The sequence below is a fragment of the Pseudarcicella hirudinis genome (genome assembly GCF_900115665.1).
In the GTDB taxonomy this organism is placed as follows: domain Bacteria; phylum Bacteroidota; class Bacteroidia; order Cytophagales; family Spirosomataceae; genus Pseudarcicella; species Pseudarcicella hirudinis.
In genome coordinates this window covers 91,883-116,932 of sequence record NZ_FOXH01000004.1, presented here as the reverse complement: position 1 = coordinate 116,932, position 25,050 = coordinate 91,883, and the positions used below count along the sequence as shown (strand labels likewise).

At 39.2% G+C, this 25,050-nt stretch carries 15 protein-coding genes; 13 read left to right on the top strand and 2 right to left on the bottom strand.

The annotated features are described in order from the left end of the window. The first annotated feature begins 95 nt into the window (after window positions 1-95). From BM179_RS08555 to BM179_RS08495, 13 genes are all read left to right on the top strand, one after another. The gene (locus BM179_RS08555; RefSeq protein ID WP_092015288.1) at window positions 96-2,867 is read left to right on the top strand and encodes a TonB-dependent receptor; all 2,772 of its coding nucleotides are present in this window, start codon (window positions 96-98) and stop codon (window positions 2,865-2,867) included. Between the two features lie 19 nt (window positions 2,868-2,886). Continuing rightward, window positions 2,887-3,828, top strand: coding sequence for a DUF4397 domain-containing protein (locus BM179_RS08550; RefSeq protein ID WP_092015285.1), 942 nt, complete (start codon window positions 2,887-2,889; stop codon window positions 3,826-3,828). Window positions 3,829-3,894: 66 nt separating this feature from the next. After that, window positions 3,895-5,085: a cysteine desulfurase family protein gene (locus tag BM179_RS08545; RefSeq protein WP_092015282.1), complete on the top strand. Its 1,191-nt coding sequence runs from the start codon at window positions 3,895-3,897 to the stop codon at window positions 5,083-5,085. Window positions 5,086-5,618: 533 nt separating this feature from the next. Further along, window positions 5,619-8,816, top strand: coding sequence for a SusC/RagA family TonB-linked outer membrane protein (locus tag BM179_RS08540; protein ID WP_092015279.1), 3,198 nt, complete (start codon window positions 5,619-5,621; stop codon window positions 8,814-8,816). A gap of 45 nt (window positions 8,817-8,861) precedes the next feature. Then, window positions 8,862-10,307 carry a SusD/RagB family nutrient-binding outer membrane lipoprotein gene (locus BM179_RS08535; protein WP_092015276.1) on the top strand — a complete coding sequence of 482 codons (1,446 nt, stop codon included), beginning with the start codon at window positions 8,862-8,864 and terminating at the stop codon, window positions 10,305-10,307. Between the two features lie 161 nt (window positions 10,308-10,468). Further along, window positions 10,469-10,849 carry a hypothetical protein gene (locus tag BM179_RS08530; RefSeq protein ID WP_092015274.1) on the top strand — a complete coding sequence of 127 codons (381 nt, stop codon included), beginning with the start codon at window positions 10,469-10,471 and terminating at the stop codon, window positions 10,847-10,849. Window positions 10,850-11,105: 256 nt separating this feature from the next. Further along, window positions 11,106-13,487 (top strand): TonB-dependent receptor, encoded by a 2,382-nt coding sequence (locus BM179_RS08525; protein ID WP_229632927.1) that lies wholly within the window; start codon window positions 11,106-11,108, stop codon window positions 13,485-13,487. A 39-nt stretch (window positions 13,488-13,526) separates the two neighbouring features. Next, window positions 13,527-15,089: a PepSY-associated TM helix domain-containing protein gene (locus tag BM179_RS08520; protein ID WP_143095182.1), complete on the top strand. Its 1,563-nt coding sequence runs from the start codon at window positions 13,527-13,529 to the stop codon at window positions 15,087-15,089. Window positions 15,090-15,326: 237 nt separating this feature from the next. Beyond that, window positions 15,327-17,504: an FUSC family protein gene (locus BM179_RS08515; protein WP_092015270.1), complete on the top strand. Its 2,178-nt coding sequence runs from the start codon at window positions 15,327-15,329 to the stop codon at window positions 17,502-17,504. A 179-nt stretch (window positions 17,505-17,683) separates the two neighbouring features. Then, on the top strand, window positions 17,684-18,784 hold the full coding sequence (locus BM179_RS08510; RefSeq protein WP_218159187.1) for a glycoside hydrolase family protein: 1,101 nt from the start codon (window positions 17,684-17,686) through the stop codon (window positions 18,782-18,784). 34 nt (window positions 18,785-18,818) lie between these two features. Further along, window positions 18,819-20,696, top strand: a complete 1,878-nt coding sequence (locus tag BM179_RS08505; RefSeq protein ID WP_092015267.1) for an alpha-L-fucosidase — start codon at window positions 18,819-18,821, stop codon at window positions 20,694-20,696. A gap of 734 nt (window positions 20,697-21,430) precedes the next feature. Beyond that, window positions 21,431-22,378 carry an ATP-grasp domain-containing protein gene (locus tag BM179_RS08500; protein WP_092015264.1) on the top strand — a complete coding sequence of 316 codons (948 nt, stop codon included), beginning with the start codon at window positions 21,431-21,433 and terminating at the stop codon, window positions 22,376-22,378. A gap of 185 nt (window positions 22,379-22,563) precedes the next feature. Beyond that, on the top strand, window positions 22,564-23,148 hold the full coding sequence (locus BM179_RS08495) for a DUF1003 domain-containing protein (RefSeq protein ID WP_092015261.1): 585 nt from the start codon (window positions 22,564-22,566) through the stop codon (window positions 23,146-23,148). Window positions 23,149-23,317: 169 nt separating this feature from the next. Here BM179_RS08495 and BM179_RS08490 read toward each other — a convergent pair whose 3' ends face one another. Continuing rightward, window positions 23,318-24,037: a 3-keto-disaccharide hydrolase gene (locus tag BM179_RS08490; protein ID WP_092016160.1), complete on the bottom strand. Its 720-nt coding sequence runs from the start codon at window positions 24,035-24,037 to the stop codon at window positions 23,318-23,320. Window positions 24,038-24,068: 31 nt separating this feature from the next. Beyond that, on the bottom strand, window positions 24,069-24,935 hold the full coding sequence (locus tag BM179_RS08485; protein WP_092015258.1) for a sugar phosphate isomerase/epimerase family protein: 867 nt from the start codon (window positions 24,933-24,935) through the stop codon (window positions 24,069-24,071). Window positions 24,936-25,050: the final 115 nt, after the last annotated feature.

Below are 25,050 nucleotides of genomic sequence, written 5' to 3'. Positions count from 1 at the left end.
CCCGGATTTATCAGAAAGTATTTTTTTAATATATTTTCCTATAAAAACTATAGAGTTTATATTTTAATGAAATGTAACAAAACCCTGAAATCATAATGAATAAAATTATACAATACTTCCTGATAATTTTGGCGACAATAACTTTGTCTCAGGCAAATGCCCAGCAGCGCACATTATCCGGAAAGGTAATAGCAAGCGAAGATAATTCACCTCTTATCGGGGTTTCTGTTATAGTAAAAGGAACAAATATCGGAACAAGCACCAGCGTCCACGGAACCTTCAAACTGAATGTAAATAAGGGAACAATCCTGGTATTTTCATTCATCGGATATGAAACCCGGGAAGTAGAAATTGGTAAAAATACAGATTTTAATATATCGCTGAACACCGCTGTAAATGCCTTAGGCGAGGTGCAGATTGTAGGTTCCAGAAATGCCAGCAGAACGAAGTTAAATTCGGCCGTTCCGGTTGATGTCATAGACCTGAAAACATTGCAGGAATCTGCCCCGCAGGTAAGTGTAACCCAATTGCTGCAATATGTTTCTCCCTCTTTCCACTCTTCCGTTTCTGGTGGTGGAGATGCTGCTTCTGCTACTTCTACGGCTCAGCTAAAAGGACTGGGCGTTGATCAGGTATTGGTGCTGATAAATGGTAAAAGAAGACATAAAAGCTCAAATATTAACTGGGGAGGCCTGGGAAACGGAGCAACCGGATATGATTTAAACTCCATTCCGACCGGATCAATCGAGAGAATAGAAATTCTTCGTGACGGGGCTGCGGCACAATATGGCTCTGATGCCATTGCAGGGGTTATCAATATTGTTTTAAAGAAAAGTACGGAAGAATTGTCACTTACTTCTACGGCCAGCACCAGAAGGAGAGGAGACGGTACAACTACCCGTACAAGTACCAATTATGGCATAAAACTGGGAGATAAAGGAGGATATTTAAATCTTACCGGTGAGTTTGCAACCCAGGCTGTTTCTCTTCCGGTGGGTAATGATGATGCAGGCGTGTACATTGGCCCTGCCTACGGAGGTGGAGCTAATACCCGAGGATTTGATCAGATTTATACCAAAGAAATCGATGATGCAATTATTGCGAGCCGCGGAATAGACCGTCATTTCTTTGATCAGCGGGGAGGTACCAATAAGTCCATCGACGGTTTATTATTTTACAATGCTTCTATTCCATTGAAAGAAGGAGTTGAATTATATTCTTTCGGCGGAATCAGTCACCGTAACTCTCAGTTTACCGCTGTTTACAGACTTCCGGGCTGGACCGAAAGAAACAATACTTTTATCTATCCGGACGGCTTTTTGCCGGCGATGGATAATATTATTTCTGATAAATCATTTGCAGTAGGTTTAAAAGGAAAAGTGCAGGACTGGAATGTTGATTTTTCCAATGTTTTCGGTAGAAACGACTTTGCCAATGTGATCAGTAACTCTCTGAATGCCAGTCTTGGTTTGAAAACTCCGAGGAAATTCGATGCAGGAAGTTATAATGCCAGCCAGAATACAGCGAGCCTTGATTTTAGCAAATATTTCAGTAAATCTCTCAAAGGTATCAACGTTGCTTTCGGGGCGCAATACCGGGTTGAAACCTATCAGATTATTGCCGGAGAGGAGGCTTCTTACTCTAAAGCAGATTTACGCCCGATTTACGGAGTTGACCTTACTACCGGAGGTATTCCTTATCTTACCAACCTGGGAAGTACTCCTCTGAATGGTTTATCACCCGGCTCACAGATTCATGCAGGTTTTCGTCCTTCAAACGAGGTGAACGTCAGAAGATCAATTGCAGCTGGTTATGCCGATGTAGAGTTGAATGTAACTGATAAATGGCTGGTTTCAGGAGCAGTGAGAATTGAAAATTATTCAGATTTCGGAAATGTTACTACCTATAAAGCGGCCAGCCGTTATAGTTTTGAAGACTGGCTTGGAATCAGAGGATCTTACAATACAGGTTTCAGAGCTCCCGATCTGGCGCAGTTTTATTATACCGAAACCTCAACAACTTTTCAGAATGGGGTAGCAATTGACCAGGTAACTGCCAATAATGTTAACCCTGCTACCAAAGCTTTAGGTATTCCCAGTTTAACGCCGGAAAAGTCTAAAGGTTATACTTTTGGTTTTACCTCTCAACCGATAAAAAATATTGAATTTACTATAGATGCCTATAAAATTGACATTGAAGACCGTGTAGGAAATACCGGAAGATTCTCTGCCACTGATACTAATTTACCGGAAGATGTGCGAAATTTATTCATTCAGACAGGTACAGTACAGGCCAAGTTTTTCTATAACTCATTCAGCACAAGCACAAAAGGACTGGAATTTACAGGAAGTTATAAATTCTCTCTTCCAAACGGAGCCAATGCGGCGGTCTTAGTCGGGGGTAATTTTCTTCAGACAGAATTAACCAAAGTAAATACACCAAAAGGCCTGGAAGCGTACCGCTATATCATTTTTGATGAATCTGAGCAGGCCAGGGTAACAACCAATATCCCTTCTCAGAAAGTGACTTTACAAGGAACTTACGGGAAAGATCGCCTGAACTTTTTGCTGAGAACAGTGTATTTCGGTTCGGTAACGAATGTCACTCAGTTAAATGCCAACTTCCCGAAACCTGATTACTTCTATCAGACTTTCAGTCCGGTATGGATCACCGATATTTCGGCATCCTATAAAATTACGCCTAAAATTCAGGCAACAATCGGAGCAAATAATCTATTCAATGTGCTGGGAGATTATTCTATTCCGGCTCCGGGCAGCAATATTATCAGAAATCCGGGCCCGGGCGCTTCACAAGCCGGAACAAATACCGGAGTGCAACCTTTTGTAAGACTTTCTGCCAAATTCTAATCCAAACAAGAACAATCAGATGAAAATATTTAAGATACTCAGTCAAAGTTTCCTAAGGAAAGAGCTTTTAGGAAAACGGGGATTAAAATTCCTTATTTTAACAGGTTTAACATCAGTTTCTTTAAGTGCTTGTAACAAAGCAGATTACCTGGATATTGATGCCGGAGCCAGACCTGCACTGAGTGCAAAGGTCAAATTTGTAAATGCACGTGTTTCTCCAGGCGCAGTACAATTCTGGGATTTTACCCGTCAGGTTACGAGCACGGCTATTATCAGAAATGGTTCAACTCCGGGCTATCTTGATACGCAATATGGAAAAGTGCAGTATAATGTAACAGAAGGAACGGGTACAACTTACAAGGCTTCTTATTTATTCGGAGGAAGCTCGATTTTCGTTCAGGAAACAGATAAAGCTTCGTTTGCAGGGCCAAATGGCCCGATTGCCTCATATTATCATACCCTGTTTGTCGTTCCGAAACTGAAGTCCAGTAAGCTTAATCCCGGTAATACAGACAGCCTTGTATTTGTATATGACGACCTGAGTGTACCTGCAACGGGGAAAGCAAAAATTCGTTTTGCTAATTTTTCACCGGATGCCCCTAAATTAAATTTCACTTACGAAGGAGGTACGCCTGTTTTTACAGGAGTAGGTTATGGAAGTTTCGGAGACCAGACGATTATTACATATGATGCCAACGGAAAAGCACCGGCCAATATTCCGGGATTGAGCTGGAAAACGCTTGGACCTTTTAAGGAAATTCCTGCCGGAACGGGCTTAAACTTTGAATTGAGAAATGCTCAGACTAATGCATTGATCACTTTGCCCAATAATTCTTTGTCGAATATTAACCTTGAAGCCGGGAAAATTTACACCATTTTCATCAGCGGAGCACAATCAGGAAATGCCCTTTTTAGTGCTACAGTAATTAAACACACGAAAGAGGATCAGAGTAGTCAATAGTTTAAACATCAGCTAAGACAAGTCAGGATTCCGGAAATTTTATCAACAATTTAAACAAATATGCCCATGGAGATTTATTGTGACAGTGCTGCAACGACAGCATTAGACCCTGAAGTTTTAGACGCCATGCTGCCCTATCTTACCCGGCATTATGGTAATGCCTCTTCAAGCCATAAATTCGGAAAAAAAGCCAAGGATGCTTTGGAGGAATCCAGACAGACTGTGGCCGATTTGCTGAATGTTTCTTCGGAGGATATCTTTTTTACCTCAGGAGCAACGGAGGCTGACAACCTGGCGATTTCCGGTTCTATCAGAACATATGATATACAGCACGTTATAACCAGCAGAATTGAGCATAAGGCTGTATTGCAGATACTTGGACAATATTCTCAGGAGGAAAACCTGAAAGTGAGTTTTGTAAAATTGGATAATAAAGGGAATCCTGATTTGAGCCATTTAGAGGAATTACTCAATGAAAACCCGCTTTCTCTGGTCAGTCTGATGCATGGGAATAATGAAATCGGAAACCTGAATAATCTTGCTTATATAAGTAATCTTTGCCAGGAATATGAAGCTGTTTTTCATTCAGATACCACGCAGTCTATCGGGAAATACCGGTATAATCTGAAAAACCTCCCGCTTGATTTCATGGTAGGTTCTGCCCATAAATTTCATGGCCCTAAAGGAGCTGGATTCATTTACATTAATAAATACAGAAGGATAAAACCTCATATTTTAGGTGGAGCACAGGAAAGAGGTACCCGGGGAGGAACAGAGAATATCGCAGGTATTGTAGGACTGGCAAAAGCATTGTCTCTGGCTTATGAAAACTTCGAAAAGAATCAGGATTATGTACTTTCTTTGAAGAGATATTTTCTTAATAGTCTGAAAAACAGTGGCATAGCTGATATTTCTTTTAACGGAGAAAGTGATTCGCCGGATAAAAGTCTGGGAAACATTCTGAGCGTTGCATTTCCGGGTTTACATACCGGAGGTTCACTGGTAAGCAGGCTGGATGCTTATGATATAGCCGTGTCAGGCGGAAGTGCCTGTTCCAATCTTTTGAATGCCGGTTCACATGTGTTGAGAGCTTTGCAAAGAAATCTTGATAAAGATAACGTCAGATTTTCTTTCAGCAGGTATAATACCTTCAGCGAAGTGGATCATATTGTGTCCGTAATTCAGGAAGTTTACCGGAAAGAAGAAATTTTTTCAAAAAAAACTTCAGGAAAAAGCACTCTTGTAGGAGCGTTCTGATAGGAAATGTACTCAGTTTGTAAATACTTGTTAATCAAATGTTTATTTTTTGAAATTGTACTATTCTGAGAGTTTTGGTTTTCAGAAAAAGGTAGTATTTCAGGTTAACTTTAAGCAATAAACATATTTTTCCTGTCATCCGGTGAACCATTTTACGATTTTGTTTGTAATTTTGTCTATAGAATCTATAGATTAAAAATATTTATAAATTTTAACACACAAATTAATCATCAAACTAAAAACCGATAAACGATTAAATCCTGAAAGTATCAGATAATTCTCATAAGCAGAATTGCTTGTATCAGGAAAAGCCAAACATGCTAAAGAAGATATAATCCTGAAGTCCATTTCGAATTTTGACGGATCTGAGCGGTTTAGTGCACACTAAGCCGGGGTGATTTTTATGGTCTTTTGAGAAATGAATTTCAGGGAATTCTTCAGCCAACAGCCTGACTACGGATGATTAGAACGAGCGATCCGGCAGGCGTTGAATTATAAAACAGGGCCTCGTTCGATAACCCAAACACAATTTCATGAGAAAAATTTTAAAATTTATGTTACCTGTTTTGTTTCTGGCTCTACAGGTAAATGCCCAGTCACAGAAGGTGATTGGACGCATTACAGCCAAGTCCGATGGGCAGCCTGTGGTAGGAGCAGCGGTTTTGGTGAAAGGAACGTCAAGGGGTACCGTAACAAATGCCCAGGGTGAATATACAATTAGTGCGCAGACAAATGATGTATTAAGGTTTTCATTTGTAGGATTTAAATCATTTGAATTAAAAGTCCCGGCTAGCGGGAAATTAGATGTAGTTTTTGAAAATGAAGAAACTGTACTCAACGAGGTAGTAGTAACAGCACTGGGGATTGCCAAAGAGAAAAAATCCCTGGGTTATGCCGTTCAGGAATTGAAAACAAAGGATCTGGCAGAAGCAAGAGAAGGAAACCTGGTCAATGCACTTTCCGGAAAAATTGCCGGGGTACAAATTACAAATAGCCAGGGAGGCATGGGTTCTTCCAGAATTGTAATCCGTGGAGAGACATCCATTGCAGGAAATAACCAACCGCTGTTTGTGGTAGATGGAATTCCGGTTGACAACTCTCAGCTAGGTGTGGGAACCACCGGATCAAGAGATTTTGCCAATGCTATTTCAGATATTAATCCGGCAGATATTGAGTCGATCAGTGTATTGAAAGGACCAAATGCGGCAGCACTTTATGGCTCAAGAGCTTCAAATGGTGTAATTTTAATCAAAACCAAATCCGGGAAATCAGCCAGTCAGAAAGGTTTGGGCGTAACCCTTAATCTGGGATATACTGCCGATAAATTATTGGTATTGCCTGAGTATCAGAACGTATTTGGTCAGGGAACAGGAGGTCAGTTCTCTTATGTTGATGGTAAAGGAGGAGGCGTGAATGATGCAACGGATGAAAGCTGGGGTCCTAAAATGGATGGACGCCTGATTCCTCAGTTTTTCTCAGATGGTAAACCTGCCCCGTTTGTGGCGCATCCCGATAATGTTAAAAACTTCTTTATTACCGGACATACTACTAATGTAGGTTTGTCGGTAGCTGGTTCAAATGATAAAATAGATTACCGTTTTTCATATAACAACAGTAACCAGACCGGAGTAATTCCTAACACAGATATTACTAAAAATACCTTTGGCGTAAACAGTACTTTCAGATTGAATGATAAACTGACCTTAACCACCAGTGCAAATTTTGTAAGAACAGGATCTGATAACTTACCGGGTACTTCTGGTCGTGGAAACAGTGTAATGCTTCAATTCCTTTGGTTCGGCCGTCAGGTTGATACAGAATTGCTGAAAGATTATAACAAAGGCGGTTTTGATTATAACTGGAACCACAGCTATTACAGCAACCCGTATTTGCAGCAATATGAAAATACAGTAGAACAAAGACGTGACAGAATTTTCGGAAATGTAAATCTTGCTTATAAAATTACAGATTGGTTAACGGCAAATGTCAGAACCGGAAATGACTATTATACAGATAAACGTAAATTTAAAGTAGCATACGGAACCAACGGAACGCCATTTGGTTCGTATACTGAGGATGGTTATGTGGTTAATGAGAATAATACGGACTTTAACCTTAGTTTGCACAAAGGTTTAAACAAGGATTTTGACCTTGACTGGTTAGTGGGTGGTAACCTGAGAAGTAATTTCAATGAGCAGAATTATCAGCAGGCCCCGAAACTGGCAGTAAGTGGATTATACACCCTGAACAATTCCCGTGATCCGTTGGTTTCTTACAATATTTTACGTAAACAAAGGGTTTACAGTGCTTTCTCTTCAGCGCAATTAGGCTTCAGAAATTATGCGTTTTTGAACCTTACTGCCAGAAATGACTGGTCTTCAACACTTCCGGCAGGAAATAACTCTTATTTCTACCCTTCTGTGAATGCAAGTATTGTACTGACAGATGCCTTTGACATTAAGAGTGATGTGCTTTCTTTTGCAAAAATAAGAGGAGGATGGGCTGAAGTAGGAAAAGATACTGATCCTTATCAATTGATTAATACCTATCCGTTTAACCTGCCGTTCGGAAGTAGTCCTCTTCTGACTGTTTCAGATGTGTTGTTAAATTCAAATCTTAAGCCTGAAATCACCAGATCTACTGAAGTTGGTTTGGATGTAGCGTTATTGAAAAACAGAGTAAGGGTAGATTTAAGTTATTACAATACTGATAGTTATAATCAGATTCTGAAAGCAGATGTCAGCCCTACTACGGGTTTCAAACAAAAACTATTGAATGCAGGGCATATCAATAACCACGGTTTTGAAGCAATGGTAAATTTCACACCATTACAGACTGAGTCCGGTTTCAAATGGAATGTCGGTATCAATTATTCAAGAAATGTAAGTAAAGTCATTTCTTTGGACGACCAGGGCTTCCTGAATGATTACAAATTAGGAACAAATGGTTCACTTTCAGTATTAGCCAGTAAAGACAAACCTTATGGCGCTCTTTTTGGAACAGCTTATCTGAGAAATGCAAACGGAGACATTGTCGTAAACTCAAACGGTATTCCGGCCCGCGATCCAAACCTTCAGGTTTTGGGATATTATACCCCGAAATGGATGGGAGGTATTACGAACTCCTTCTCCTATAAAGGATTTAACCTGAGTGTTTTAATTGATACAAAACAAGGTGGTTCGATTTATTCAGCTACCAATGCTACCGGTAAATACACAGGTGTACTGATAGAGACCTTACAGGGAAGAGATGCTGAGCATGGGGGATTAGCTTATTATTATCCAAACAATAACACTTCTGCGGTTCCTGTTCAGGTTATCAATAATACCTCTGCTCCACAGGGTGTGACTGTTTACAACGACGGAATTATTGTAAATGGTGTTACAGCTGATGGTAAACCAAATACGACTATTGTTTCAGCGGAACGTTATTACAAAGGTGTTTACAGCAATAGTTCCGGAATCAATGAAGCCAGTGTTTTTGATGCCTCATTTATTAAACTCCGTGAAGTGAAACTGAGCTATGTTATTCCTCAGAAACTCGTAAACAGATTTGGTTTGCAAAATCTGACTCTTTCAGTTTATGGCAGAAACCTTGCGTTTTTACAAAGAAAAGCAACAAACATTGATCCTGAAACGGCCTTTAATACAGGAAATACAGGTCAGGGCTTAGAATCATTACAGCTTCCTACTACGAGTACTTACGGAGTTAACCTGTCAGTAGGTTTTTAAGGAATAAATTCTGATTGGTAAATGTGAACTTTAATTTTAGAGACAATGAAAAATAAAAATATATTGATTAAAAGCCTTTTTACTTTGACAATTGCCGGTTTTCTGAGTGGCTGTCAGAGTGAATTGGAGAAAATAAACCAGAATCCGAACGAAGCAACACAGGCACAACCTGATTACCTGCTGGCAAATTCCATTAAATCAAATGCTGATGTAATTCTTGGTTCTGATGCTTACATGGAAACCACAACCTTGTTTATCCAGCATTGGGCTAAAATTCAGTATACAGATGTGGATAAATATACGGTCAGTTTAACGAATATTCAGAACATCTGGACAAACCTTTATGCACAGGGTTTGAATGATTATGCTGAAATCATCAAAATCGGGAAAAATACCAATAATCCGAATTATCAGGCGGTAGGTTTGATTTTACAATCCTGGTCGTTTCAGTTGCTGACAGATTTGTATGGAGATATACCTTACAGTCAGGCTTTGAAAATCGGAGAAAGCATTACCCCTAAATACGATGCCCAGAAGGATGTTTATCTCGGGTTATTAAATGACCTGAAAAAAGCGTCGGATTTGATTGATCTGAATGGAAATCCTATCAAAGGAGATTTGGTTTATAACGGAAGTCTGGCAAAATGGAAGAAATTTGCCAATTCTTTGAGATTAAGAATCGCTTTAAGAATTGCTGACAGAGATCCGCAGACTGCGAAAACGGTTATTGCAGAACTTGCCGCAAATCGTTCGGCTTTGATTGCAGGCAATGATGAGATCGCACAATTGATCTATTTGTCATCACCTAATCAGAACCCGGTGGCCAAAGATCGTGAAACCCGTGATGATTACAGAGTAAGTAAGTCTGTCATTGACAAATTAATAGAGTTGAAAGATCCCCGTTTGCCGGTTTTTGCAAACAAAACAGTTGATCCTACACCAAATAGTTATGTGGGCGTAACCAATGGTTTGCCTGCTGACTCAGCCTCTAAATTGGGTCTGTCAAGAACGTCTAAATTAGGTGATTACTTTACTGCTCCTTCTTCTCCTGCAGTATTTCTGAGCTATTCGGAAGTATTGTTTAACCTGGCTGAAGCGGCTCAGAGAGGATTTATAGCGGATGATGCAGCTACTTTGTATAAACAGGCCATTACTGCATCATTGAGACAATTTAAAGTAAGCGAGGGCGACATTACTACTTATCTTGCTCAGCCTTCCATTGCATATAATGCTTCAAATTATAAAAAATCAATTGGTGACCAAAAATGGCTTGCTTTGTTCAGTCAGGGGCAGGAAGCATTTGCTGAATTCAGAAGACTGGATTATCCGGCGTTGAAACCAGCTTATGCAGGAGTACTTAGCGGACAGTTTCCTGTACGTCTGACATACCCTACCGGAGAACAGGCTTTAAACCTTAATAATTACAAAGCAGCGGTTGCCAATCAGGGAGCAGATAAACTGACCACCAAGTTGTGGTTTGACGTAAATTAAAATTTGTTTTGAACTTTAATATTAAGAATGGCTCCTGTTTCGGGAGCTTTTCTTTTTTGTAGAAGTCTGGTATTCAGATAATTAAAATCTTATTTTCAGGGATTTTAATTTTTTTTAGTGTATTTTTAGGTCAGGTTTTTTTTCAGACCTAACTTTGCAGCATGGTCAAACAAGTAACTGCATTATTCCTTCTTTTTTTACTGAATATCCCATTATTCAGCAGATGGAGCTTTGTAGTGTATTATCAGGTCAATAAAAGTTATATTGCCAGTAACCTTTGCGAAAACCGGGATAAACCCAAAATGAACTGTAATGGTAAGTGTTTTCTTGCCAAAAAATTAAAGGCTGCTGAAGAGAAAGAAAAGAAGGCTACTTCTGAAAAACTCGAAAAAATGCCGGAAATCACACTTTTCTGTCCGCAAAGTTTTTTTAAGCTGGATTATTCTTTTATTGAACAACTGCAAACTCTCCATGAGTTTTCTTATTTCGAACGCCCTTATCGTTCGTTCTTGACCAATATTTTTCATCCTCCCCGGTTTTAATTTCCTTCTTTCTTCCCGGTTAACGGTTTTTGTCTTGGGCTTTTGCTTTAAGATAATGGCGTCATGCATCAGATTTTAATACTGATGGTTGTGAACTTTTTGATGCAGGCTCAGAGCCTCATTCAATCCTTTCTCTTTTGACGCTCCGTTTATTTATTTTCAGGCATTATGCTTTATGAACCTGGCTATTATTTCAGTCAGACTCATGATTTTAATTGCTTTGGATTTTACCAAAACTATATAAACCATTAAGGAAATGTTATCATTAATGAGATACTTCTATGTATCTGTATTCATAGTCATTACGGCGGTAAGCGTAGTGGCACAAACCAGAATTAAAGGGAAAATTTACGATAATTCAACCAAAGAGCCAGTTGTGGGAGCATCAGTCAGAGCGGCAGGGTTACCCATAGGAACAAGCACTAATACCAACGGGGAATTTGTGCTGAATTCTGAAAAGGCAATCACTGAATTGCTGATTTCATCTGTTGGATTTCAAAAGAAAGAAGTATCATTTTCAGGAGATAAACCTTTGTTGATTTCCCTGGAACCTTCTGTTGAAAACCTTCAGCAAGTGGTTGTTACGGCAAATCGTGAGGCCAGTTTGCGTACTCAGGCTCCGGTAGCGATTTCAAAACTTTCACCAAGTCTGATTAATGACTCTAAGGCTACCAATATGTATGAAATCATCAATAAAACACCGGGAGTGGTGATGATGAATTATAATAATGAGCAGCACGGTATGGGAATCAGGCAGCCGATGGGGACTTCCGCATATTTCCTTTACCTGGAAGATGGTGTACCAATTCGTCCGATGGGTGTATTTAACCACAATGCAATCATTGAAATGAATATTTTTGCCATCAGTTCAGTGGAAATTGTCAAAGGACCGGCCTCATCTCTATACGGTCCGGAAGCAGTAGGCGGAGCGATTAATTTTATCACACAGAGACCAACTGCCTTGCCAACCGCCAGAGTCGGGATTCAGTTTGACAATTATGGTTACCGGAGAGTTCAGTACGGTGCCGGGGCTACTTTGGGCAAATTTGGTCTTTATCTTGGCGGATATGTGGCAAAACAGACTAATTCCTGGCAATCGAGCAGTGATTTTGACAAGACTTCTTTTAATGCAAGAGCTGAATATAAAATTACCGATAAAACACGTCTGACCGGAACCTTGTCGTATAATGATTACTATTCTCAAACCGGAGGCAGTGTGGATAGTATTGCTTTTTACAAAAGAGAATATTCCTCGTCTGCTGATTTTACCTACCGGAAAGTATTGGCCACCCGTACAAGAGTTTCTTTGGAGCATTCCTGGAATAACCATGCTGAAACGACTATTACCCCATATTACAGGAACAATAGCATAGGACAAAATCCGAGTTATTCTATCCGATGGACTTCAGGAAGTAAAACGGCGACCGGAGAAGTTAATGACAACTCATTCAAATCTTATGGTATGCTGGCACAGCATTCACAGAAATTCAGTTTTCTGAATGCCAAACTTTTGGTGGGAGGAATGTATGACTATTCTACGAATCCTTATTATTCATACAGAATTGACCTTAATGCACAACTCAGACCTGATGGCAAATCAGTAGAAAAGTACACAATCACTAAAGTGAATCCGGATATTTTTCTGGTAAAATATGATTCGAAAATCTACAATACAGCTGTTTTCGGGCAATTCGATTTCGAACCTGTACAAAAGCTAAGATTCTCACTTGGATTGCGTTATGACAGAATGTCCTTTGACTACCTCAATTATCTTGATAATAATTCTACCGGAACCAAAGCATACAGTCAGGTAACCCCGAAAATTGGAATGACATATGATTTAGGACAGGGGAGAGGTTTTTATGCCAACTATTCGCAAGGTTTTTCTCCTCCGGGGCTGACTTCAGTTTTCAGAAAAAATCCGAATCCGGCACCCGGGGAAGCGCCATTTTATTATAACCTGACTCCTGCTTATTTCGATAACAAAGAGATTGGTGGCTGGGCTTCTTTTCTTCATAATAAGCTCTATTTCGACTGGGCTTTTTATCAGATGGATGGCAGAAATGAATTGCTGAGCGTTCGTCAGCCTGATAACTCTACAGATTATCAGTCGGCCGGAAAGACCTTGCACAGAGGTATTGAATACGGTATTACTTACAAACCTTCTGCCGAATGGTTTATCCGTTTCGGAGGGACAAATGCCATCCACCGGTATGAAGAGTTTCTGTTGTCCACAAAACAGTCTGATGTTCTGAAAGACGTCAATGGGAAAGATATGCCTTCTGCGCCTTCTTTTGTAGCGAATACAGAAGTCACCTATAAGCCTAAATGGGCAAAAGGCCTGAGAACCAGTATTGAATGGCAGAGGATCTCTTCGTATTATCAAAATCAGGTTAATACAGTGAAATATGATGACAAAACTGCTTTCGGACTTTCCGGAGTGAGCGTATTGAATTTAAGAGCCGGATATACGTTCAATGGAATTGAATTTTTTACCAACATCATGAACCTGACAGATGAATTGTACGCCAACCAGGTAACCAGAGGGAATAATGCAACAGATCGTTCCACTTATACACCTGCGGCTCCAAGAACATTTGTTTTCGGGATTCAATACAATTTTGTAGGAAATAAATAAAAAGTGCAGCACTCAGAAGCTGCCTGAAATACCATATTTATGGAAGCAATAAGCATAGAAAAAAACACTGAGAAACGTGGTTTTAAGAAAATTGTAAAGAAAAATATTTACAAATGGCATAGGATTATTGGTCTGATTACAATCATCCCGGTGATCTTCTGGACAATCTCCGGATTGATGCATCCTTTTATGTCTCATTGGTTTAAGCCTAAAATAGCCAAAGAATTTCTGATGCCTCAGACCTTGAAAAAGGAGGATATTACTTTGTCTTTACAACAGGTTTTAAAACAAAATGAAATTACCCAGTTTAAGAACTTCAGAGTGCTTTCGTTTGGTGGGCAGACCTATTATCAGGTAAAAAGAATGGCGGGGAAACTCTCCTATTTTAACACCAGAACAGGACTGGAATTATCCAAAGGTGATTTGGTTTATGCCGAATGGATGGCCAGAGAATTGAGTCAGGACAGTATTTCCAAAATCAAAACCATTTCAGTTCAGAGCGATTTTGACAAGCAGTACAAATTTGTAAACCGGCTTCTTCCGGTGTATAAAGTTCAGTTTGAGAGACCGGATGGACTGGATATTTTTGTAGAAACGGAATCGGGGAGAATGGCTACTTTTAATACGAACGCCCGCAAAGGATTTATCTGGATTTTTGATGTATTTCATAACTGGTCTTTCCTGGAAGCTATTTCAAATAACTGGCTCAGGGTAACTGTGATGCTGATTTTGCTGATAATTATCTCTGTTTCAACGTTTTCGGGGCTGGTGATTTATGGATTGATGTGGAAGAAATTTAAAAAGCCCCGGAACAATAAGGATCAGGTTGGTATTTTACGTAAATATCACAGACAAATCGGGCTCTGGGTGAGTTTTGTAACTTTTACTTTTTCACTTTCCGGGGCTTATCATGTAAGCACTAAATATACACCGGATGAGCGACTGAAATATGTTTACGAGCCTACTTTTAAAACTGAAGACCTGCAAATGGCTTCATTTACCTTGCCTCTGGACTGGTCGAGGCTTACCAATATTTCTCTGGTTAAGCTTAAAAAACAGGATTATTTCCAGGTTTTTTACAAAAAGGATGAAGACAAACCTGCCTCAATCGAATACCTGGATGCCAGATCCGGAATGACATTGAAAGAAGGGAATCTGATTTATGCCAAATATCTCGCTAATAAATTCGCCAATATGGAGGCTAAATTGAAGGAAAATACAAATGTTTCTTCTGCGGAATGCTGTGAACCTTCTTCTGACCTCGAGAGTGAAGATATCAATGAGGCCAATCTTCTTAAAACAGAATGGATGACTAAATTTGACAGAGAGTATGGTTTTGTCAATAAACGCCTTCCTGTGATGAAACTTGCCTATAATACTGGGAATCATGCCACTTTTTACATCGAAACGGGAACCGGTCGGTTAGCGGCAAAAGTAGAAGATGCGGACAGAAGAGAGGGATATTCTTTTGCTATTTTTCATAAATACCTGTTTATGGACTGGGCAGGAAAGGATGTCCGTGACATCGTAACAATGATATCGGTTTTAGGAGTACTGGTAGTCAGTTTATTTGGCCTGGCCTTGTTTCTTAAAATAAAATAAAACCTGCCGGTTTGATAAAAACCTTCTTCGGTGAGGAAGGTTTTTTTATGTACTCATTTTTAGATATTACGGTAGATTTCAAACAAAAGCCTGTTTTTTTGCTTTCAATCTTTAATAAATTATTAAATTGGATCGATGAAAACAATAGAACGGTTTTCCAGGTTTTAATGCCTGATTCAGGTAAAAATCCGGTTGATTTCAGTTTGAATCAGATTAAATAGTATCCAAAAACGCCCAATGAAAGTAATGCAGGTAAGTCCGCAAAGAACCACCAGTGAGATTAAGAACTTTGTTCTTAGCCCTTATTTTGGTGATGGGCTTCGTATAACCTTTGGGGTATTGCTGCCCAGTTTGATTCTTTTCAAGTTCAACTTACTCAATGTTGGTATAACGATATCCCTGGGAGCGGTTTGTGCCAGTGTTCCTGATACGCCCGGGCCTATTTTGCATAGAAGAAATGCTATGCTTATCTCTACCTCCCTGGTTTCTGTAGTTTCCCTCTTAATCGGTCTAGGAAACTGGTCACCTTATATTCTTGGTATTCTGATTGTAGGTTTCAGCTTTTTGTTTTCCATGTTTTATGTCTATGGCGCAAGAGCAGCTTCTGTTGGTACGGCGGCCTTACTGGTAATGACACTGGGAATTGGTGATGTAAGACCTATTCTTGACATATTTCTCTATTCACTCAGCATTCTGGCCGGTGGACTTTGGTACACGGCATTAAGTCTTTCACTGTATGAAATTATGCCATACAGACTGGCTCAGCAGTCCTTGGGTGACAGTATTGTGGAGGTTGCCAGGTTTATGAGAATTAAAGCCGGATTTTATGGCGACCAGATTTCATATGAAGATAATTTTAATAAACTGATTGAAGCCCAGATTGTTGTAAATGAAAAGCAGGATGCGGTGAGAGAAATGCTTTTCAAAAGTCGTGAAATTGTCAGAGAATCTACTCAGGAGGGAAGATTTCTGCTCCTGGTTTTTGTGGATATGGTAGACTTGTTTGAACAAATCATGTCAACATTTTACAATTATAAAAACCTGCACGAACAATTTGATGAAGCAGGGATTCTGAAAAAATATGAAGCCATACTTCTCCAGCTGGCGCATCAGCTGGAAGATACGGGATATGCGCTGAAGGTAGGAACAATCCCGCATATTTCTCCCAATCTTCCCCGAAAAATCCAGGAATTAAAACAAGCCATCAGTGATCTTGAAAATGGTCCTGATGCTGAAAAATATTCCCCGATCAGTATCGGAGCCCTGAAAAATATTGAGGTTAATATTGAGAATATTTTCGTCAGAATTAAGAAAATCAAAGGCAGTTTTAAAGTTAGAAAACAGCGGTTACTTGGCAAAAATGAGCTGGAAACCTCTCCGTTTATTACTCACCAGGACTATGATGTAAAGCTGTTCAAGGAGAATTTAAGTTTAAGCTCTCAGATTTTCAGACATTCCATGAGAGTCGGAATTGTTATGCTGCTGGGTTTTATCATTGCACAATCATATCCTTTTTTGCACAGTAACTGGATTTTGCTGACAATTATGGTGATTATGAAGCCTGGTTTCAGCCTGACTAAGGAACGGAATTATCACCGTCTGATCGGAACGGTAGCCGGAGCAGTAGTAGGAATGCTGATTTTGAAATGGGTGGAAGATAAGCAGGCTCTTTTCGCTATTTTGCTGTTTTGTATGTTGGGAGCCTATAGCTTTCAGCGTAAATATTATATTGTAAGTGTATTGTTTATGACTCCTTTTATCCTGATTCTCTATGATTTTCTGGGAATGGGAAGCAGGGCAATTCTGATAGAAAGAGTATATGATACCTTAATCGGAGGAGGGATTGCGTTTATTGCCAATTATTTCCTTCTGCCTAATTGGGAGCATGAAAAGCTGAGGAGTGTCCTTACCGAAATGCTGAGTGCCAATCTCAATTATTACAGACAGGTTTCAGGGCTTTACTTTGGAAATGCTTATGAGAGAACGCCTTATAAAATGGCGAGAAAAGATGTTTTCGTAAAAAGTGCCAACCTCGCTTCCGCTTTTCAGAGGATGTTTTCAGAGCCTAAAAGTAAACAGAACAGTATCAAGGAAGTGCATAAATTCTCGGTATTAAATCATTTACTGTCTTCTTATATTGCCACGCTGGTATTATATGCCAAGGAGCATTTTGATAGTATTCCTGATCTGGAAGAACTGAAATTGATTGCTGAAAATACAGAACATTTACTGGAAGAAGCCATTAAAGTATTAGAACACGATGAGCAGGTTGAGCCGGAAAATATCAGGTTAATAAAAATCAGACATCAATATGATTTTGAAGAAGAAGGAGCCATTCTTATTCCCGAACAATTCATAAATATCCAGAAAGTCGCTTTGGATATTTATAAAATTTCTGAAAAAATCAAGGTATAATAAATACACCAAATATTACGATGTAAACGTTTTCGTGAGAATAAAATGCTTCTTTCTGTACAGAAAGCAGGCTCTTTTCTCTATAATTCTTCCTTTTTGCTTAGAGTATTAATAGATCATGATTTGCTTTTGAGGTTTAGAAGGGTAACCAAACCCAATCCTCAAAACGTTTAATGATTATGATTAAGTCTCTGTGTATCTGTCTCTTTTTATGTCTTGAAATCGGAATTAATGTTTCTTTCGGACAGGACGTTCATATGTTTACAGACCAAATGAAAGAAGCGCCTGTCGGCGGAGGTTTTCAGATGGAAGATTACTGGGTTTGGGGTAGTTCTGTCGTAAAAGGTGAAGATGGACTGTTTCATATGTTCGTTTCCAGATGGCCTAAAAAATTGCCTTTCCATCCGGGTTGGCTTGTCGCTTCGGAAATAGTTCATGCTACTTCCAAAACGGCGGAAGGTCCTTATCAGTTTAGCGAAGTGACTTTGCCCGCCCGGGGTGCAGAATACTGGGACGGCCGTTCCACACATAATCCCCGGATTACGAAATACAAGGATACTTATATTTTGTTTTATATGGGTTCTACACACCCTTTTGCAGATATTTCCAATCCTGATACCCTTACACTTGACTCTCCCTATACCACTGTGGCCCGGTCAAACAAGCGGATTGGTATCGCTACTTCTAAAAGCCCTTATGGCCCCTGGGAAAGAAGAGATGCACCTGTTCTTGATACCAGATCAGATACCTATTACAGCTTTCTGACTTCAAATCCTGCTCCCTGGATCAATGAAGATGGTAGTGTATTACTGGTTTTTAAGTCAAGAGCTTATAAGAAAACATATCCTTTTCATGGAGATATGTCAATTGGCGTGGCTAAAGCACCTCATTTTTCAGGACCTTACACGGTTGTAAACCAGGCTCCTGTTTTTGGAAAAGACCAGATTGGGGAAGTGGAAGACCCTTTTATCTGGAAGGATAAAAAAGGTTTCCATCTGATAGCCAAAGATCAGAGAGGTGGAATAACGGGTGAAAAACATGCTGGTTTGTTGGCGCATTCAACCGACGGGCTTTCCTGGAAGCTGGATAAAAACCCTAAATCTTACTCAAAAACACTGAAATGGTCCGATGGTAAAACGCAGACAATGGGGCAATTAGAACGGCCTTTTGTTTTGATTCAGAACGGAAAACCAACGCATTTGTTTTTTGCTACCATGGATGGTCCCGGTGGATTTAACAATGCGACAAAATCCTGGAATATGGTTGTGCCATTGAAATAGTAATTTCTCTAAATGTTTAATCTTCTCAATTTCTATGAAAATCTTCTCAAAATCAATCTGTTTCTTCTTGCTTCTGGTGGTAAGTTTTAACCTTTCTGCACAAAATGGAGATGAGGAAAAGGAAATGTTTAACAAAGGAAAAGACCGGAATCAGAAAGCCATCGATGAGGCTGTAAATGGTTGGTGGACTGCCTCCATGAAAACACATCAAAAAAGAATAGAATGGTGGGAGGAGGCTAAATTTGGAATGTTTGTTCATTGGGGTATTTATTCTCTTCCGGCAGGAGAGTGGAAAGGGAATAAGGTTTCAGGCTATGCAGAGCATTTGATGCGGAAAGAGAAAATAAGCAGAAAAGATTACCTGAGTCTGGCTTCACAGTTTAATCCTGTTGATTTTAATGCGGAAGAATGGATAAAAACTGCCAAAAATGCCGGAATGAAATATTTTATCATTACTTCAAAACATCATGATGGTTTTGCGATGTATGACTCAAAAATTTCTGATTTCAATATCATTCAGCAAACCCCTTTCAAACGGGATCCGATGAAAGAACTGGCAGATGCCTGTCATAAGAATGGGATGAAATTCGGCTTTTATTACTCTCATGCTTTTGATTGGGAGTATCCTGATGCACCCGGAAACGATTGGGAATATCGGAACCCAGGTGGAGATCTGGGTTTGTATGGTGGAGTTAACTGGTATGACCTGCATCCTGAATTGTTGCCTAAAGCTGTAAAATACGTGAATGATAAAGCCATTCCCCAGATTAAGGAACTGATTCAGAAATATCATCCGGATATTTTGTGGTTTGATACCCCTTCTAAATTGCCACTATCTGAAAACATCAGAATTCTGAAAGCAATCAGGGAAACCGATCAGAATGTAGTGGTGAATGGCAGACTTGCCGGAACGGCTGATCTGATGTTTGGAGATTACAGAAATACATCTGACCGTCCTGCTGAATTTTATCCGGTAAAAGAAGCCTGGGAGGCAATTCCGACTACCAATGAATCATACGGTTATCATAAATTTGATGACAGCCATAAACCTGTCAGCTTTTTCATAAAACTGATGGCAAAAGCCGCTTCAAAAGGAGGAAACTTATTGATGAACATCGGTCCGATGGGAAATGGTAAATTTGATGTCAAAGACCTGAATATTCTGAACGGAATCGGAAAATGGATGTCTGTTAACGGAGAAAGTATCTATGGGTCAAAGTCCTCAGATTTGCCTTTGCAAAGCTGGGGAGTGATTACTTCAAAGGATTCCAGAGAGTTTTTACATGTTTTTGACTATCCGGCAGACAGACAGCTAGTCCTGGGAGGTTTGAAAACCAAACCTGTTAAAGCCTATCTGTTAATGGATAAAACAAAAAAGGCCCTGAAAATCAAGAAAATTAATGAAACGGATTTGAGTATTTTGCTGCCAGTGAATTGCCCTGATACGATCAATACAGTCATTGTGCTGGAGGTGAAAAAGCCGGTAGAAACAGCAGGTTCCAGACTTCTTTCTGCCAGAATTCCGAATCGTTTACTGGCATTTGATGCAGTTCAGCACGGTAAAGATTTGAAGTTTGGCGATGGCAAAGCCACCCGTTATGATGTAGAAAACTGGAAAAATACCAGTCAGTCGCTAAGCTGGCCATTCAGGTTGAATGAAGCAGGAACTTTCAAGCTTATTCTAAAATACAGTATTTCACCGGAAAGTGAGGGCCGGTTTATCCTGGAAGATAAGGATTTTAAACTGGAAGGAAGTACTTCCCCTAGTCAGAAGAATTTTGAAGTGGTAAACAAAGAATCAGGCATTGTAAAATTATCGGCAGGAGATCATGAATTGAAAATGATTCCGCTTGAAATAAAAAAGGGGGAATTAATGAAATTGATGGAGATTCAACTGATTCCTCAAATCTGAAAAATATCCCGATTCTTTAAAGATACCATAACAATTCCTTAACTGCTCCGATGGTAATTAAGGACTAATTTTGAATCGTAAAAAAAAAGGAATATAGCGGGGTGAATCATGATTTTTACAAGATTTTGACTGATCAAATACAATATTGCCAACAGAATATCAAAGATTAGCTTTTGTCGTAAATACTAAACTGACTCGCTCATAGTGAGTCAGTTTTTGAAAATTTACAGAACAGGATTAAAGAAGCAGGATAGGCAAGAACAAACCCTATGTGTCCTATGTTCCTATATGGTTACAAAGATATTTCCAGGAGCAAAGACACCTATGTGTCCTATGTTCCTATGTGGTTGCAAAGATATTTCCAGGAGCAAAGACACCAATGTGCGCTATGTTTCAATGTGGTTGCAAAGATATTTCCAGGAGCAAAGACACCAATGCGCGCTATGTTCCTATGTGGTTACAAAGATATTTCCAGGAGCAAAGACCTATGTTCCTATGTGGTTACAAATTCACAAAACAGTGGAGCTTATAGTGTTTTCCAAAGCCAGAGAGAGTCCTCTTTGGCTTTTGTTTTTGTTAATGAATTCTTAATCTGAATCATGATTGCGCAATTAATCTTTTGCAGTAGTTTAGAGGGATAATGCACATTAAAATCCAGCACTTCAAACAAGGAATCAGCCCGGGAAATGTGATGGATTTAAGACAAAAACACTAATCCGTTAAATCAACAATCAATGACTGCCAAAAGGTTAATTTATCTTTATTCAGATTCTACTTTTACTCCCTGGAAGGAGAATATTTTTGGACGCACAATAGCCTCATTTTTACAATCAACGCCTGAAAACTACTATCCATACGTTACACATTTTGTAGGATTTACAGAGGAATTTGCCAACTTCCTCCGTCAGTTCGATATTGTTTTTAATGTTTGTTACGGGTTTGGAGAATATGGACAACATGAAATCAGCCAATGGCTTGAAAGTAAGGAGATTCAGCATACGGCAAGTTTGTATGAATCACAGAAAATGGCGAAAGACAAAGTAGAACTGCCTGCATTATGTAAGCGCATCGGAGCATATACCCCTGCTATCATTCCACTCGGCGAACTGGCAAATCATGAGGCGCAACGCTTCATTGCCAAACCACGTTTTGGTAGTTTGCATCAGAATATGCATGTATTTGAAAAGGAAAATATTCCTTATGAATTGCTGATGGAACAGGAAGATCTGGTAATTCAGCCTTATCTGACCGGCCGTGAATTTACCGTAGGTATTATTCCGGATGAAGAAGCGCAGGAATACATTTGTCTGACACCGCTTGAAATCAAGCCGGACGATGACCGTGAAGTGTACATCGCCGGACAAAAATACGGTACAACAGAAAAGGTGCTGAATCCGGAATTGGATAAGCAGCTTTGCGAGGAAATGAAGCAAACGGTGTTAAAATTGCATAAGGTTTTAAATCTCAGAGGAATGTCGCGGACTGATATCCGTTTGTCGGACGGGAAGATTTATATACTTGATATCAATACGATGCCAAACCTGGATGCCAATAGTTTTCTTCCTTATATTGCCAAAAATGAAGGCATTTCATTGCAGGAACTTTTTAGAAGATTGTTACTCAGATTTGAGAACGTATATTTTAAAACGGATAATCTGGTACTGGCAGGAGTGGAAAATTAATATCGTTTCCGAATGTTAAAGATCCCCGCGGGATAATTCAATCCGAATTAGCTTGCGGGGATTTTGTTTGAAATAAAGCTGCTTTTAAGACTGGCATGATTCTTTCCGATTGAAATTTCATGTAAATTGAAATTCCTGAGTAAATAAAATTAATAATTTAAAATCTTCAGTTAATATATAAATCTATGCAGGCAACGGAAATTATTGCAGAGCTTTCAAAAGCGCAGGATGATCAGATTAAAAAATTGAATACAATTGTAACCAAAGCAATTAATGAGAAAGATGTACTTGCTGATGAATTGTATCAATTGTACGAGGTATCAGACTCAATCGGAGACAAGGTAGCAGATAAAGTCGCAGATTTTGGCGGGAGCTGGAAATTTATCATTTCCTTTACAGCAGTACTAATCGTCTGGATATTCATCAATACAATCGGGATTATAAAGCACCATTTTGATCCTTATCCTTATATTTTGCTGAATTTAATGCTTTCCTGTGTGGCTGCTTTGCAAGCTCCGGTAATTATGATGAGTCAGAACCGAAAAGAGGAAAAAGACCGCAAAAGAGCTGAAAGTGATTATCTTATTAACCTGAAATCAGAAATTGAAGTAAGACATCTGCAAGAGAAAATAGATTTACTTATGACAGAACAGCTTCCCGGAATGTTCGATCTGCAAAAAGCCCAGATGGAATTGATTCAGAAATTAAGCGAACGGATCCTGACGAAAGGAGAGACGGACATCAATGATCCGATGCAAAAACCTGAGTAAATACCTTCTGCAAAAACATTGTTTTTTTAATCTTAATCCATGTTCTGTGGCACACAGAGCATAAAGGCAGTGGCCCGTGAGCCACGGATCACGGTGAAGGAAAATCGTAACGCTGCAATAAGCCCTCTACATTTAATATTTTTCCTTGCCTTGGAGAAGGTATTAACATTTACAGTTCCTTGATTTTAATATTTCGGAATGAAATACCTTTTGACCAATCTTGTAAAGAAATGAGACCTTTGGTGTGTTTTCCGAATTCAGGGAAAGTCTTGAAACCAGAATTTGCTACCATGGTTTTCCAATTTTCGCTGTTTAGGTCCTCCGAGGCGGTAAGAATGCCATTCAAATAAAATTCAATCTTTCCATTTACCTGTTTAATTTCCGATTGATTCCATTGCCCGACTGGTTTATCGGGAGCGGGATTTTTTTGCTCATAAAATCCGTACAAACAGCCCGGACGCTTTTTTGCACTGAATGCGTAATCATGATGGGATTTTTCCAGCAATTGATATTCAGGACCGGAAGCCCAGGCCTTTGGAATATCTTCTCTCTCAACAACATTAATAAAAACACCGCTATTGCCTTCTTTTGAAATCTTCCATTCAAACTTTAAATCAAAATTTTCAAACTCCTTATCAGTGACTAAATCTTCTCTTTCTACATCCGGAATAGTCGCATCACATTTTAATTCTCCGTTTTTAACCACCCAGGCAGAGGCAGTTTTTCCTTTATTGTATAAATGCCAGCCTTTGCTTGTTCTTCCATCAAACAATAACTTCCAGCCCTCTTTCTTTTCTTTGGCTGATAGTTGATTTACCAAAGTGCTGCTTTGCGATAATACACAGAAAGTGCTTGCTGTAAAGAAAAGGGATAATATTACTTTTTTCATTTCGGGATTAATATGAAGATTCTGAATATTTTTATTTGAATTTCTTTTTTGATAAGTAATCGTGGCTCGATTTGATACTTTCAAACATATTGCCTTTGGTTACATCTTGTTCTACAAACCATTTCTCCAGACCTGCTATTTTGCGGGCTGCAAAAATTTTATCAAAATCGATTGTACCATTTCCTACCTCAGTTATGTTTTTGCTACCTGCTTCCATATCTTTTACATGCCAGAGCGGAAATCTTCCCGGATATTTTTCAAAATACTTAATTGGGTCGTATCCTGCTTTTATAATCCAATATAAATCCAACTCAATTTTAACCAGATCAGGAGATGTATTCGTAATGATATGGTCAAAAACAAGTGTAGAATCATTGTAATTTTTAAATTCAAAATCGTGGTTATGATAGGCAAACTGAATACCGGCTGATTTTGTTACTTCACCGGATTTACTCAGCAAATCCGGCAGTAAAGCATAAGTTTCATGGGTTTGTTCTTTGGGAAATAAATAAGGACAAACCATGTATCTGGCACCAATATTATCTAAGTCTTCCACAGCTTTCTCCCAACCATCCGTTAACGAACCTTTTGATTTATTACCAATGCCTGCTGCATGATGCGAGCTTACTACTTTTACCCCTGTATTTTTAAGAATCGTTTTAAACTCAGCAGGTGTTTTTCCGAAAAAAGTCCCATTATATCCATATATTTCTAATTCTCTGTAGCCAAGTGAAGCCACCTTTTCTAAGGTACCTTCCAGATCTTTTGCAACAAATTCCCGAACAGAAAATAATTGTAATCCTAACGATTTAACTTTTTGGGGTGCGGCATACAAATTGATAGTTCCTATAGTTGCTGCTCCAACACCTAATGATTTTAAAAACTGTCTTCTTTCCATTTATTGGTATTTTTAAATTTTAATTCAATCATTAAACTTGTTACAATCAAATAAAATATGATGAAATGATACCCTTAATCCACGCTCTTTAATCCATGTTCTGTGGCACACAGAG

What these genes read in the sequence shown, in the direction of transcription:
- BM179_RS08485 (WP_092015258.1), bottom strand. Translation starts at nt 24,935, where the DNA reads ATGGAAAGAAGACAGTTTTTAAAATCATTAGGTGTTGGAGCAGCAACT.
- BM179_RS08550 (WP_092015285.1), top strand. Translation starts at nt 2,887, where the DNA reads ATGAAAATATTTAAGATACTCAGTCAAAGTTTCCTAAGGAAAGAGCTT.
- BM179_RS08510 (WP_218159187.1), top strand. Translation starts at nt 17,684, where the DNA reads ATGATTAAGTCTCTGTGTATCTGTCTCTTTTTATGTCTTGAAATCGGA.
- BM179_RS08555 (WP_092015288.1), top strand. Translation starts at nt 96, where the DNA reads ATGAATAAAATTATACAATACTTCCTGATAATTTTGGCGACAATAACT.
- BM179_RS08545 (WP_092015282.1), top strand. Translation starts at nt 3,895, where the DNA reads ATGGAGATTTATTGTGACAGTGCTGCAACGACAGCATTAGACCCTGAA.
- BM179_RS08515 (WP_092015270.1), top strand. Translation starts at nt 15,327, where the DNA reads ATGAAAGTAATGCAGGTAAGTCCGCAAAGAACCACCAGTGAGATTAAG.
- BM179_RS08520 (WP_143095182.1), top strand. Translation starts at nt 13,527, where the DNA reads ATGGAAGCAATAAGCATAGAAAAAAACACTGAGAAACGTGGTTTTAAG.
- BM179_RS08505 (WP_092015267.1), top strand. Translation starts at nt 18,819, where the DNA reads ATGAAAATCTTCTCAAAATCAATCTGTTTCTTCTTGCTTCTGGTGGTA.
- BM179_RS08530 (WP_092015274.1), top strand. Translation starts at nt 10,469, where the DNA reads ATGGTCAAACAAGTAACTGCATTATTCCTTCTTTTTTTACTGAATATC.
- BM179_RS08525 (WP_229632927.1), top strand. Translation starts at nt 11,106, where the DNA reads ATGTTATCATTAATGAGATACTTCTATGTATCTGTATTCATAGTCATT.
- BM179_RS08500 (WP_092015264.1), top strand. Translation starts at nt 21,431, where the DNA reads ATGACTGCCAAAAGGTTAATTTATCTTTATTCAGATTCTACTTTTACT.
- BM179_RS08490 (WP_092016160.1), bottom strand. Translation starts at nt 24,037, where the DNA reads ATGAAAAAAGTAATATTATCCCTTTTCTTTACAGCAAGCACTTTCTGT.
- BM179_RS08540 (WP_092015279.1), top strand. Translation starts at nt 5,619, where the DNA reads ATGAGAAAAATTTTAAAATTTATGTTACCTGTTTTGTTTCTGGCTCTA.
- BM179_RS08535 (WP_092015276.1), top strand. Translation starts at nt 8,862, where the DNA reads ATGAAAAATAAAAATATATTGATTAAAAGCCTTTTTACTTTGACAATT.
- BM179_RS08495 (WP_092015261.1), top strand. Translation starts at nt 22,564, where the DNA reads ATGCAGGCAACGGAAATTATTGCAGAGCTTTCAAAAGCGCAGGATGAT.